At 70.6% G+C, this 13,056-nt stretch carries 6 protein-coding genes; 3 read left to right on the top strand and 3 right to left on the bottom strand.

What is annotated here, in order from left to right; genetic code table 11:
* The first annotated feature begins 2 nt into the window (after positions 1–2).
* Complete coding sequence (locus ACQP2P_RS41990) at positions 3–908, top strand: serine/threonine-protein kinase (RefSeq protein WP_433610689.1); 906 nt, start codon at positions 3–5, stop codon at positions 906–908.
* On the opposite strand, the gene ACQP2P_RS41985 is transcribed toward ACQP2P_RS41990, so the two are convergent.
* From ACQP2P_RS41985 to ACQP2P_RS41975, 3 genes are all read right to left on the bottom strand, one after another.
* On the bottom strand, positions 898–3,675 hold the full coding sequence (locus ACQP2P_RS41985; protein ID WP_433610687.1) for an AfsR/SARP family transcriptional regulator: 2,778 nt from the start codon (positions 3,673–3,675) through the stop codon (positions 898–900). The genes ACQP2P_RS41990 and ACQP2P_RS41985 overlap by 11 nt on opposite strands.
* A 457-nt stretch (positions 3,676–4,132) precedes the next feature.
* On the bottom strand, positions 4,133–4,693 hold the full coding sequence (locus ACQP2P_RS41980) for a Uma2 family endonuclease (RefSeq protein WP_433610685.1): 561 nt from the start codon (positions 4,691–4,693) through the stop codon (positions 4,133–4,135).
* A gap of 350 nt (positions 4,694–5,043) precedes the next feature.
* The gene (locus ACQP2P_RS41975) at positions 5,044–6,192 is read right to left on the bottom strand and encodes an acyl-CoA dehydrogenase family protein (protein WP_433610683.1); all 1,149 of its coding nucleotides are present in this window, start codon (positions 6,190–6,192) and stop codon (positions 5,044–5,046) included.
* A 188-nt stretch (positions 6,193–6,380) separates the two neighbouring features.
* On the opposite strand from ACQP2P_RS41975, the gene ACQP2P_RS41970 reads away from it, so the two are divergent.
* Together ACQP2P_RS41970 and ACQP2P_RS41965 are read left to right on the top strand one after the other, a co-directional pair.
* Entirely contained in the window at positions 6,381–7,802 is a 1,422-nt protein-coding gene (locus ACQP2P_RS41970; RefSeq protein ID WP_433080510.1) for a UDP-glucose dehydrogenase family protein, read from the top strand.
* A 126-nt stretch (positions 7,803–7,928) separates the two neighbouring features.
* Positions 7,929–13,049, top strand: a complete 5,121-nt coding sequence (locus tag ACQP2P_RS41965) for an SCO7613 C-terminal domain-containing membrane protein (RefSeq protein ID WP_433610681.1) — start codon at positions 7,929–7,931, stop codon at positions 13,047–13,049.
* The last annotated feature ends 7 nt before the right edge of the window (positions 13,050–13,056 follow it).

The following is a 13,056-nucleotide window of genomic DNA, read 5'->3' as shown; positions in this document are numbered from 1 at the left end:
TTGTGATCGCAACGGGCGTCACCATCGCTGGACGCTTCGCTCTCAAACGTCTGCTCGGGGTGGGTACCTCGGGTCAGGTCTTCGCAGCTTTTGACCACCAGCGGCGCGAAATGGTCGCGATCAAGATTCAGAAACCATGGAACCTTGAGCCGACTGACTGGTACGCAGCCGGCGGTTATCTAAAAGCCGACCTAGACCTGGCCGATCACCTGGTCGGCATTCGAGGAATTCCAGCCGTGTATGGCCGTGGTGAGTTTGGAGGCCGAAAATTTCAAGTTATGGAGCTGGTTGATGGTTCGTCGCTCGCCTCGCTGATCGAGCAGATTCGCCCCGCCTACGCCGAGTTTGCCGCCAGCGTCATGGCTCAGTTGTGCGACATCCTTCGCCAGGTGCACGATCGGGGATTTGTGCACCGGGACATCAAGCCCGAAAACATCATGGTGGGGCAGGACGGAGGTGTCCGGCTGATCGATGTGGGAAGCGCTGTGCCGATCGGAGCTGTCACCGACCCGGAGGAAGACGATTTCCGAACCTTTGCAACGCACGGATACGCGGCACCCGAAGCGCGCGTAGAGGCGCTGCCCACCATTCAGTGGGACATCTACTCCCTCGGAGTCACGTTGTTCGAAATGTGTGCCCTCCTCCGACCATACGAACGACACAACAGTCGACCGCAAGCCGACACGCCGCAGTTCGAGCCCGGCAGCCTGGATGCGATGAACCAGACGCTGCGACGGATCGGGCTGGCGATGGTGGCTTTTGAGCCTGAGCGCCGGCCTGCCAGCACGTCGGTGGTGCTCGGCGATCTTGAACCGCTCCTGCCACGCCCCGGTCAGAACCGCAATCCCAAGGCGCCCACGCCTGACCCGGCCCAGTGGTATCGCCATGGTTGTCATCTCAAGCATTGAGTGCTCCGATTCGTGCATCGGCGGCATGCAGACCAATCGTGTCGTCAAGCTCCTCGAACAATGCGCGGGCCTGCTGCAACGCCTCACGTGCATCTTCGAACTCGAGCGCGCGGATCTGTGCATCAGCCAGCGCGACCAGGGTCTGCGCCAGGCGGCTGACGTAGCGCAGGCTTCGATATCGATCGACAGCATCCGCAAGGCACGCGATGGCTCTCGGTACGTCATTGCGGGCCATGTGTATCCGGCCGAGGCCCGCGATGGCGCTGGCATAACCATTGCTGTCCGAGGTCGACTGGAACCGAGACCGGGCGGCCTCACCGAACTCGAGCGCCGCTGTGAGATCTCCAACATCGAGCCGGACGTCGGCGAGGCCGGCCAGAGCATGAGCCTCGCCGCCGGTCTCACCGATGCGCCGAAATTCGTTTCGGGCGAGCTCGTACTGCTCCGTTGCTGCCTGCGGTTCGCCGGCTTCGCGGTAAAGGAGCCCGAGACGCTGGCGCCCACGCGCGACACCCAGCCGATCGTCGGCCTCGTCAGCCAGCTGGACGGCCAGTGCCGCCTCGGTCTTGGCCTGCTCGCGGCGGCCGAGTCCCCGTAGCGAGCCGCCGAGGGCGAGATGGATCATCGCGCGTGTCGACCCATCGGCGGTACGGGCGGCGGCCGCGGCGAGTCGCAGGTACTGTTCCGCGTCCGCGTATCGACCGGTCCGCCACTGATAGGTGGTCAGGATCAGCGCGAGCGACCAGGCGTAGCGGTTCAAGCCGTTGTCGTGGGTCTGCCGGATCGCAGCGGTTATCGTCTGGTATTCGTCGTCCAGCCACCGCATGGCCTGGTCGACCGTTGCATGCGCCCCGATCTCAGTGCCGAACTTCTCCTCGAACGGCAGGGTCCGTTCCGGGGCCAGTGCGCGATCGCAGGCATACGCGTGACACAGCAGGTAGTCCAAAATCCGGTTCGCAACACGGGCCCGGGCGCTTCCCGGCAGTTGCACCGTTTCCGCGGCATGGATTCTGACCAGGTCATGAAGCGAGTAGCGGTCAGGAGCCGGCTCCTCGAGCAGGTTCGCGGCGAGGAGGCCGTCGCGGGCGATTCGTGCGCTGTTCCGGCTGGGATGGAGCGCGATGATGGCGTTCCACCCAATGGTGGGTCCTGGGTGCAGCGCAAGGATCCCGAGCAGGCGCGTCGAGGCCCTGGGCAGCACCTTGAACGAGGCGCTGAGCGCGGCTCTGGCGTTGAGATCGCCGTTGCCGTGTTCGAGGACGTCCAGGCGTGTCCGTTCGTCGCGGAGCGCGGCGGCGGTCTCGGTGATGGTCTCCCAGCGCATGAGCTGCACTCGTGCCGCGACGATGGCCAGTGCCAGCGGCAGACCGCCACATAGCGCAGCGATTTCGTCCAGCTCTTGATCCGCGCCGCGCGTGCGCGCCGTGCCGATCTGGGCAGAGATCATCCGCCGTGCATCGGAGGGCTCCAGGTGTCTGAGCCAGACTTCCTGATAGCCGTGTGCCCACAGCTCCTGCAGGCGGTCGCGGCTTGTCACGATCACCGCACCGGCGCTGTTACCGGGGAGGAGCGGGCCGACGTGCCTGGCGTCCCGTGCGTTGTCCAGCACGATCAGCGCTCGCCGATCGGCCATCGCCGTCCGGAAGGCGGAGATCATGCCGTCGAGCGTCGGCATCGGCGGTGTCATGCCGAGATCGTTGAGCAGCCGGGCCAGTATCTGCTCCGACCGCTCGGGCTTCCCGGGCGCGGTGTAGCCGAGAAGATTCGCGTAGAACGTGCCGTCCGGAAACGAGGCCTTCGCGTGATCTGCCCAGTAGCTGGCCAGCTGGCTCTTGCCAACGCCGGGCATGCCGGTGATCACGATTCGGCGTACCGCGTTGGGATCATCGTCCAGCAACACCTGGTCCAGTTCGGCGAGTTGCGCGTCGCGACCGAACAGTGTGGACCGATACGCCGGTAGCTGCCGCGGAATCATCCGTTCACGAACCGGGGGAGTCGGCCGTGTGCGGCTTTTGTCGCACAGCTTCCGAAGTCTGGCGGGTATCGGGCCATATCGTTCGACCCGCCGATTGAGGAACTCCTCGAGGTTCGAATCTCCCTCGTTGATTCGTTGTCTAAGTTCGATCTCGAACAGGGTGATGTCGTCGGGCCGAGATCTGCGGAGGTTCTGCAGCTCGCGACGGAAGGCGCTGGGGTCTGTCTTTTGCAGAATGCGCAAAAGATCGACTCCGGCCTTGACGCGTTCCGCGGCGAGTCGCGACCTCTCGGCCGGAAGGTATCCGGAGTCGACGTCGGCGAGAGCCTCACCCTGCCATTCGGCCAAGGCCCTGCGCAGCGTGGCGACCTGTTCGGTGCCCGTCTGTCCATGGGCTTCGGTGATCGCGTCGCGAAACCGGTAGTAGTCGACATCGTCGCGGTCGAAAGCGACCCCCACGTAGCCGGGCTGGTTGCCCTTCGGCAGGTTGTGGGGCATGCGCCTGCGCAGTGAGGTGATGCACTGCTGGTAGGTGTTGACCTTGCCGGCGGTGCCGCTCGGCCAGAGCCTGATCTGCAGGTAGCCGTGCTCGACTGGCTGCTGCGGGGAGAGAATAAGCGCGGCCAGCAGGACCCGCTGTTGCGGCGACAGGGGAACGGCAGTATCGCCATCGCTGACGCGAATAGGGCCGAGCAACTGGACGCGCATCGCTCTCCAAGGTGAGTCGATCGAGGAAGGAGGCCGGTCGTTCGCTAAGGCGATCGTCGCATCGGCGTCCAGCCCTTTGCTCACTCGTTGCTCACAGCGGCATCGGCGTTGCTTGCGATCCGTCTGACACACTTCGCCGTGACGATAACGTCGGCCTCGATCCGCGAATAGACTCGAGGCAACCGCGAATGAATGGGGTATCCATGCGCAAGCAGCGCGGCTTGTCACCAATTCGTCCGCCGCGGAACGCGCCGGCCTTGGCTCGACCGGGTACCTGGCCGCCGTCGCCCAGGAGGCGGAAGGGTGCACGACCGGAAGGGCCTGCTGCTCCGAAACCCTTGCCGGCTACGCCGTCCACTCCCGCGACAACCTGAGGCGACCGAAACGGTGATCACGGTCCGGTGTGGCTACTCCGCCGGACCGTTCCCGACCTTCGACTGATACGCCGCGGCGTTGACCGCCTCGACTGGTGCACACGCACGGAAACCGTTCGGTAGGTGCCGCCGCGATGGGTGGCGGGGTCAAGTGGTCAAGCTGCAGGTCACCCGTTGGACAGGTGATCACCGGGTGACGTTTGCAGCAGCCAGGCCAACGGCATCTGCGCCGACCGCACGTAGGTGCCGGTCGGGCCGAGTCCGTACAGAGTCACGGTCTGGGCCGAGTCGCGGGCTACGGTCCAGTACTGAGGAATTCCTGCTGCCGCATACTCGTCGACCTTGATGACTCGGTCGGTTACCTCGGAGCCGCGGGACATGATCTCGATGACGAGCAGAAGATCTGTCACGGCCAGCCATACGGCATGCTGCTGAGGTCGCGACCACACCGTTAGGTCGGGGATACGGCCGCCGTCACCGTCCGGGCCGGAGATGCGGATGCCGGCGGCCTGCATCAGCTGCTCGGCTGGCCAGCCGGCGAGGCCGAGCCACAGCATCAGGCGTGTAGCGATGACGGCGTGCTCACTGTCGGGGGGTGGCACGACGGAGAGCACTCCCTCGGGACTGGTCTCATACCGACGGCCGTGCGTGTCGGCGGAGATCATGGCGGCCAGGTCCTCGAGCGTGATGATGGCAGGCATGTATCTGCCAACGGCCTCCGCGCTCATACACCTAATGCTACCGACCCTGCTCGTCGGATGGGCCGCCGTTACGGTGCGCTACATGCAGTCGAGGTCAATTTTGGCATGTCCATAGTGGAGGATAAACATCGATGCACTTGTAATAATGCGGCTGAAGGCCAGGATTTCGTCAGGGTGATGGTGGCCCACCGGGTTGGCTTGAGGGTGGGGTCTGCCTGGTCTCCTGGCCTTTCACCTGCGAAAACAGAATCGATAGGGCCATGAGGGCAAGCCGGTGCCGCGTGCTCGTAGATCAACGGCATCTCGGCATGCTTCGTAGGACTTGAATAGGTGATGGTCGCTGATCGAAGTGACCTGAGCTGCGAAAATGTGCTGGATCAGCCGTTGAGCAGCTGGCGGCCCATGACGATGCGCTGGACCTGGTTCGTGCCCTCGTAGATCTGGGTGATCTTCGCGTCGCGCATCATGCGCTCCAGCGGGAAGTCCTTCGTGTAGCCGTAGCCGCCGAGCAGCTGCACCGCGTCCGTCGTGATGGACATGGCCGCGTCCGAGGCGAAGCACTTCGCCGCCGCGCCGAAATACGTCAGATCCGCGTCGCCGCGCTCCGACTTCGCCGCCGCGGCGTAGGTCAGCTGGCGCGCGGCCTCCAGCTTCATGCCCATGTCGGCGAGCATGAACTGGATGCCCTGGAAGTCCGCGATGGGCTTGCCGAACTGCTTGCGCTCCTGGACGTAGCCGAGCGCGAAGTCCAGCGCCCCCTGCGCGATGCCCAGGGCCTGCGCCGCGATCGTCACGCGCGTGTGGTCCAGGGTGCGCATCGCGGTGCCGAAGCCGGTGCCGGGCGCGCCGATGATGCGGTCGGCCGGGATGCGGACGTTGTCGAGGTAGACCTCGCGGGTGGGGCTGCCCTTGATGCCGAGCTTCTTCTCGGGTGCGCCGAAGCTCACGCCGGCGTCGGACTTCTCGACCACGAAGGCCGAGATGCCGCGCGAGCGCGCGGTGGGATCGGTGACGGCGAAGACGGTGTAGTACTCGCTCACCCCGGCGTTGGTGATCCAGCGCTTGACCCCGTTGAGGACCCAGGTGTCGCCTTCCAGCACCGCGCGGGTCTTCATCCCGGCTGCGTCGCTGCCGGCGTCGGGCTCCGACAGGCAGTAGGAGAACATCGCGTCGCCGCGGGCCACCGCCGGCAGGTAGCGCTGCTTCAGCGACTCGGAGCCGGCCAGCAGCAGCGGCATGGTGCCGAGCTTGTTCACGGCCGGGATGAGCGAGGACGAGGCGCAGGCCCGCGCGACCTCCTCGATCACGATCGCGGTGGCGAGCGCGTCGGCTCCCGCGCCGCCGTAGGAGACCGGAATGTGCGGCGCGTGAAAGTCGGATGCACGTAGCGCGTCGTACGACGCCTGAGGGAACTCGCTGGATTCGTCCGCAGCCGCCGCGTTCGGTGCAACCTTGCCGTCACAGACCGCGCGCACCGCCTCACGCACGGCGATGTGCTCCTCGGGCAGCGAATACACCTCGAACACGGCAAACCCCCTCGTCACAGGGCTCCTGAACCCGCGTTCAGCAGCCCGCCGCTGTGAGCATACCGACGAGTAGTGAAATGGCCGGAGGCACGGTAGCGTCCGAGGGTCTATCCTCGCCGTGGCGACGTCGGCCCGGTCCCACCAGGTGAGGGTCGGCCGAGCAGACCTCGATCGAGCGGAGACAAGGCGTGACCATCGCGTACCCCAGCACCCCACCTGTCGTAGCCCCGCCGTCCGGTTCGGCGCGGCCCCGGCTGACCTTCCTGGGCACCGGATATCTCGGCGCGACGTACGCAATCTGCTTCGCGGAACTCGGTTACGAGGTGATCGGCTTCGACATCGACGAGGCCAAGATCGCCAAGCTCGCGGGCGGCGACGTGCCGTTCCACGAGCCCGGCCTCGACGAGCTGCTGCGCAAGAACCTGTCGGCCGGTCGGCTGCGGTTCTCGACCTCCTACGAGGAGGTCGCCGAGTTCGGCGACATCCACTTCATCTGCGTCGGGACGCCCCAGCGCGCCGACGGCATGGCCGCGGACCTCTCCCACGTCGAGAGCGCCGTCTCCAACCTCGCGCCGCACCTGACCCGCAAGGCGCTCATCGTCGGCAAGTCGACCGTCCCGGTCGGCACCGCCGAGTGGATCGAGCAGCTGGTCGCCCGGCACTCGACCGTCGACCTCGGCGTCGAGGTGGCCTGGAGCCCCGAGTTCCTGCAGGAGGGCGTGGCCGTCGAGGACGTGCTGCGGCCCAACCGCGTCATCTTCGGCGTCAAGTCCGAGTGGGCGACCGGCATGCTCTACGCCGCCCACAAGGGCGTCTTCGACCTCGCCGTCACCGAGGACCGCGAGGTCCCGGTCGTGGTCACCGACTTCGCCACCGCCGAGCTCGTGAAGGTCGCGGCCAACGCGTTCCTGGCCACCAAGATCTCCTTCATCAACGCGATGGCCGAGGTCTGCGAGGCGGCCGGCGCCGACGTCACCCAGCTGGCCCGCTCCATCGGCTACGACGCCCGCATCGGCAACAAGTTCCTGCGCGCCGGCGTCGGCTTCGGCGGCGGCTGCCTGCCCAAGGACATCCGCGCGTTCCAGGCCCGCGCCCAGGAGCTCGGCGTCGGCGAGGCGCTGCGGTTCCTGCACGAGGTCGACCTGATCAACCAGCGTCGCCGGCAGAAGATCGTCCAGCTCTCCGCCGAACTGCTCGGCCGCGGCTACGGCCCGGCCGGCCCGGACCTGGCCGGCACCAAGATCACGGTGCTGGGCGCGACCTTCAAGCCCAACTCCGACGACGTGCGCGACTCGCCGGCCCTCTCGGTCGTGCGCAAGCTCGCCCGCTCCGGCGCCGAGGTCACGGTCTACGACCCGGAGGGCATGGAGCAGGCCCGGGCCGAGGTCGGCGACGTCGCCTACGCCAAGACGCTCACCGATGCCGTCACCGGCTCCGACCTCGTGTGCGTGCTCACGGAGTGGGAAGAGTTCCGCAACACCGACCCGCAGTCCCTCTCGCCGCTCGTCTCCGCGAAGAAGGTCATCGACGGCCGGAACTGCCTCGACCAGGCGGTCTGGGTCGCGGCCGGCTGGGAGTACCGCGGCATGGGGCGTCCGGTCGTTTCATAGAGAACCTCCCGAACGGGCGCATCGCTTTCGTCGCCCGGCGAAACAAGGCATTCTTCCCAGTAGGGCGTGAACGGCCGGGGCACCGCACCGCGGAGTCCCGGCCGAGAGCACCGGGGGAGGAGTGGCGTGGAGACGTATCCGTGCCCGGCGTGTGGTGGGCCGGCCAGCGAGGCCACCGGCTGCCGTTCGTGCGGCCGGCCGCACGATCCGGACGCGGCGGCGCTCGCGATGTTCCAGCGGACCGTCGCGGCGCTGGAGCAGAAGAAGCGGGACCTCACCGAAAACACGCAGATGCTGCGCAAGCAGCTCGCGCACACCTCCGCCCAGCGCGACAGCCTCCGGCGCAAGGTCCGCGCGGCCGTCGACGCCGAGCGCGCAGCCCAGGAGGCCAAGGCCAAGCGGCCGCTCCTGGGCCGCCAGCGCGAGATCGTCCCGCCCGCGGCGACCCCGGCGAGCGCGCCCGCGGAGCCGGTGGCCCTCACGACGAGCACGACCACGACTTCCAGCACGACTTCGACTTCCAGCACGACTTCCACCGCGACCCTGCCGCCGAGCCAGCAGCGCTTCTCGCCGCGCGCGCCGCACGCGGTCGAGAGCGGGCACGTGCCCGCGGCCGGCGGGCCCCGCATCGCGCCGCTCAACGCGCCTCCCCCGCCGCGCCGGCCGAGCGGCGGCCAGAAGAGCCTCCCGCCCGGCGACCAGCCCGAGGCCACCGAGAGCAGCATGCAGGCGTCGGTCCTGGCGCTCGGCGGCCTGCTGCTGGCCGGCGCCGCGATCGTGCTCACCCTCGACGCGTTCGGCAGCATCGGCACCGTCGGCCGGGTGCTGTCCCTGGCCGTCATCACCGCGATCGCCCTGGCCCTGCCGCTCGTGCTGGTCAAGCGCGGGCTGAGCGCGACCGCGGAGACCGTCGCGTCCGTCGCCCTGCTGCTCGTGCTGCTCGACGGCTACGTGGTGCGCTCGGAGAAGCTGCTGGGCGCGGACGGGCCCCAGTTCAGCACCTACCTGGGTCTCGTCTGCCTGCTCACGGCCGGGGTCGCCGCCGTCTACAGCATGCAGAGCCACCTCATCGCCTCCCGCTACGCGACGCTGCTGGCCCTGCAGCCGGTCCTGCCGCTGCTGTTCTACGACGCGATCCACGGCCCGACCGGCTGGGCGATCGCGCTGTCGGGCGTGGCGCTGATCGACCTCGGCTTCGCCGTCGCGCTCAAGCAGTCGATCCAGCGGCGGATCGAGGCGCACCACGAGGACGCCGCCGCCGAGGACGAGCTCGCCCACACCGGCCGCACCAACCGCATCGCCGACGGGCTCATGCGCGATCTGGCCTGGGTCCTCTTCGCCGTGGCCACCGGCGTCGCGCTGCTGGCCGCCGCGGTCGGGCTGGCCGTCACCGCGGAGCGCGTCGCCACCCTGCAGGCCGCCGCGGCCATGCTCGTGGCCGCCGCGCTCGGCGTCGGCGGCGCGCTGACCTGGCGCCGCGGAACGCTGCCCGACATCGCCGCGGGCGTGGCCACCGGCGCGGTCATCGTGGCCATCGCGCGGGTCGGCGCCGTCTGGCTGCCCGGGGCCACCCCGCTCTTCCTCGCGCTCGCGGTGACCGTCGCGGCCGCGGGGGTGCCGTTCCTGCCCGAGGACGCCCGCCGGGGGCCGCGCTACGCCGTGTCGGTCGCGGCCGCCGGGGCCACGCTGCTGGTGCTGGTGCGGGCCTTCCCCGGGATCGTCGCGCCGCTGCGGGCCGCGTGGCCGGTGTGGAAGGCGGATCTGGGGGCGTACGAGGCCCGCATCCACGCCGCCGTCGGGCCGGAGGGCTGGCAGTACGTCATCGCCATCCTGCTGCTCACGGGCGCCTGCATCCTCATGCTCAGCGGGCGCAGTGACCGGGTGGCGGTCCGGCTGCGCGACAACGTGGGTCCCGAGGTGCCCCCGGACGAGCTGCGGACCGACATCGCGGTCGTCGGCGCGGCCCTGACCCTGCTCGTCGCGCCCGCCGCGCTCGGCCTGAGCTGGCTGGCGATCCCGGCCCTGGCGGTCAGCGCCGCCGTCGTGATCGGCGCCCTGGCCCTGCGCGTGCGCGCCCCGCACACCGCGTGGGTCTGCCTCGGCGCCGCACTCGTGCTCGGCCTCTACGCCGCCGCGGCCGCCCTGGTCCGCCCGGGCGCGACCGCGCTCACCCTGACCGCGATCGCCGTCGCCGGGGCCGCGATCGCCTGGCTGCCCCGCCCGCACCAGACCGACGGCGACCGGCTCGCGGTCACCCAGCGGGTCGCCGACGCCGCGGCCGGGGGCGCGCTGTTCGCCCTGCCCGGCGCGGCCGCGTCCGGTGCCGCGATCGTCTTCGGCGGCCTGCCGGGCGGCGCGACCGTCGTGCTGGTGCTGAGCTTCCTCGCGCTCGCGGTCAGCCTCGGCGTGGCCGCCCTGATCCAGGTCGCCCGGGACCGCGCCGGCGCCGAGCCCAGCGTGCCGCTGCTGGTCGGGGCCACCGCCGGCGCCGTCGCGGTCGGCCTCGCCACGGTCATCGCGCCCGGCGCGGCCACCATCGACTTCGTCATCGGCCTGCTCATGCTCGTCGCCGCGGTGATGCTGTGGGCGGCGCCGCGGATGGACGACCGGCAGACCTTCGGCGTCGAGTTCTCCGGCTCCGACGCGGCCGCCGCGGCGGTCACCATCGCCGCCATCGGCGCCCTGGCCCGGGCCGTGTCCCTGGCCGCCTCCGGCATCGAGGTCGTGGTCCTCGCCGTGCTCGTGTTCCTCGTCGCGGTCGCGGCCCGCTCGTCGCTGCCGCAGGAGTGGCGGCGGGGCCCGGTCGCGGGCGCGGCCATGGTCGGCTTCGGCACCGGCCTCTACGCCGGCGCGCTGTCGGTGATCGGCGCGATCGGGGTGATCCGGGCGGCCGACCCCATGTGGCACGCCCCGCTGGACGCCCGCTGGGCGCAGACCGCGCACGGGCTCGCGGAGTTCGGCTGGCAGATCCCGATCGCCCTGCTGCTGCTCGCCGGCGCGGCCGCGATCGCGCTGCCGCAGCCGTACGGCGACGACACCGCCTCGGCCGCCCTCGTGCTCGCCACCCTGGGCGCGCCGGTCGGGCTGGGCCTGGGCTGGTCGGCGCCGATGGTCATCGGCTGGGCCGCGGCCACCGGCGTCGCCGTGTGGGCCTCCTTCGCCCGCAGCTGGCGCGGGGTCTACACGCGCCTCGGCGCCGCCCTCGTCGCCGGGCTCTACGCGGCCGGAGCGAGCCTCGTGCGCCCCGGCGCGACCGCGGGCACCCTGGCCGCGCTCGGCATCAGCGGCGCCTTCGTCGCCGCCCTGGCCCGCACGGTCGCCCTGCGGCGCGCGGCCGAGGACACGCGCGCCCGTGTTGCGCACGAGGACGGCGAGGACGACGTCGACGGGGGCCCGCTGACCGTCGTCGGCGGAGCCGGGGTCGCGGGCGCCCTGTTCGCGTTCACCGGCGCGGCCGCGGCCATGGTCGGCAGCCTGCACCCGGACCGGCCCAGCACCATCCTCATCGCCGCGCTCGCGACCGCCGCCGTGGGCCTCGCCGCCGCCGCGGCCGGGGCGCAGCAGGCGCCCGGATACATGCCCTACGTCAGCACCGGCGTCGCGGTCGCGGCGACCACGACGGCCCTGGCGGCGCTCGTGGTCCAGCGCGACGGCGCGGTCGTCTACGCCGCGGCCGCCGCGCTGCTCGGGGTGCTCGCGGAGCTGCTGCGGGCGAACTGGTACCGCCCCGCCGAACCCGAGCTCGGGCGCTTCCGGCCCGACCGCGCCGGCCGCCCGAGGGTGCGCGCCGGCGAGCAGCGCATCCCGCGCAACTTCGCGATGGGCGTCGCGGCCGCCGCCGGCATCCCGGCCGCGATCGTCGTGGTGTTCATCGCGCCCGCGCTGTTCGCCGCGCTCGCCGGGCCGTACCGCTGGCTCCAGCAGCCGTGGACCGGCACCCCGCAGACCGCGGCGCATCTGGGGTCGCTGGCGCAGTACGCCGGCAACAGCACCCATGTGCTGGGCGCCTTCCTGCTGACGGTCGCCGCCGCCCTGATGGCCGTGGGCCTGGGCGGCGACGGGCAGGCGATGGCCAACCGGGCCGTGGCGATCGTGGTGCCCGGCGCGGCCCTGACGCTGCTCATCGCCCCGGCCGCGCTCGATGCGCCGTGGCCGGTGCAGCCGACGCTGGCGCTGCTGGTGGCCACCATCGCCGGCCTGGGCCTGGCCCTCACGCTGCCGCCGAGCTCGGACAGCCCCGACGCGCGGCTCATGACCGGCGCCCGGCAGCTGGTGTTCGTCATCGCGCTGCTGGCCGCGGGCGCGGGCGGCGCCGGGAGCCTGGCCACCCGCAGCCAGACGCTGACCTGGCTGGCCGGCTCCGTGGTGGTCGGCGCGATCGGCGGCATCTGGGGCAAGGTCGCGACCGCGCGGATGCTCGGCTGGAACGTGGCCGCCTCGACCGCCGAGGGCTTCGCGGTCGCCGCCGGGCTCGCGGCCGGCCTGAACCTGAAGCAGTGCGCGTTCCCGCTGCTGATCGTGGCGACCGCGCTGCTGGTGCTCGGCGCGGCCCTGCCCCGGCTGCGGCCCAGCGACAGCATCAACCGGGAGGCGATGACGGTCGAGGCGGCCGGATACGCCGGCGCCGCGATCGCGGTGCTGCTGACCCTCGGCTCGTGGGCGCACACCGCGGCTGCACTGACCGCCGTCGGGGCGATTCTGGGCCTGTCGGCGGCGCGCAAGGGCCGCAGCCCGCGCCAGCGCACGACCCTCATCGTGGCCGCGTCCGTCGCCGAGCTGCTGGCGATCTGGCTGCTGCTCATGACCGTGCAGGTCGCCGTCCCGGAGGCCTACACGATCCCGTTCGCCGCCCTCGCCCTCATCACCGGCCTGATCGAGATCCGCAACCGGCCGGAGCTGGGCAGCTGGCTCGCCTACGGGCCGGCGCTCGTGGCCGGCTTCGGCCCCAGCCTCGCGATCGCCGTGGCCCAGCCCGACTCGCCCGAGCTGCGCCAGGTGCTGCTGATCCTGGCCGGCGTCATCTGCGTGGCCATCGGCGCGGCCCGGCAGCAGAAGGCCCCGGTCGCGGTCGGCGCCACGGTGACGGTGATCGCGACGGTGAACGAGCTGTTCCGCATCGGCCTGCCGTTCTGGATGATGCTGCTGCTGTTCACCGGCACCGGCGTGCTGCTGATCAGCCTGGGCGCCACCTATGAGCAGCGGCAGCGTCTGGACCGGCTGCGGGGCGTCTACCGCGGGATGCGCTGAACGGGGG

This window comes from Dactylosporangium sp. CA-139114, assembly GCF_050955725.1.
Taxonomy (GTDB): Bacteria; Actinomycetota; Actinomycetes; order Mycobacteriales; family Micromonosporaceae; genus Dactylosporangium.
This window is presented reverse-complemented; position numbering and strand designations above follow the sequence as displayed.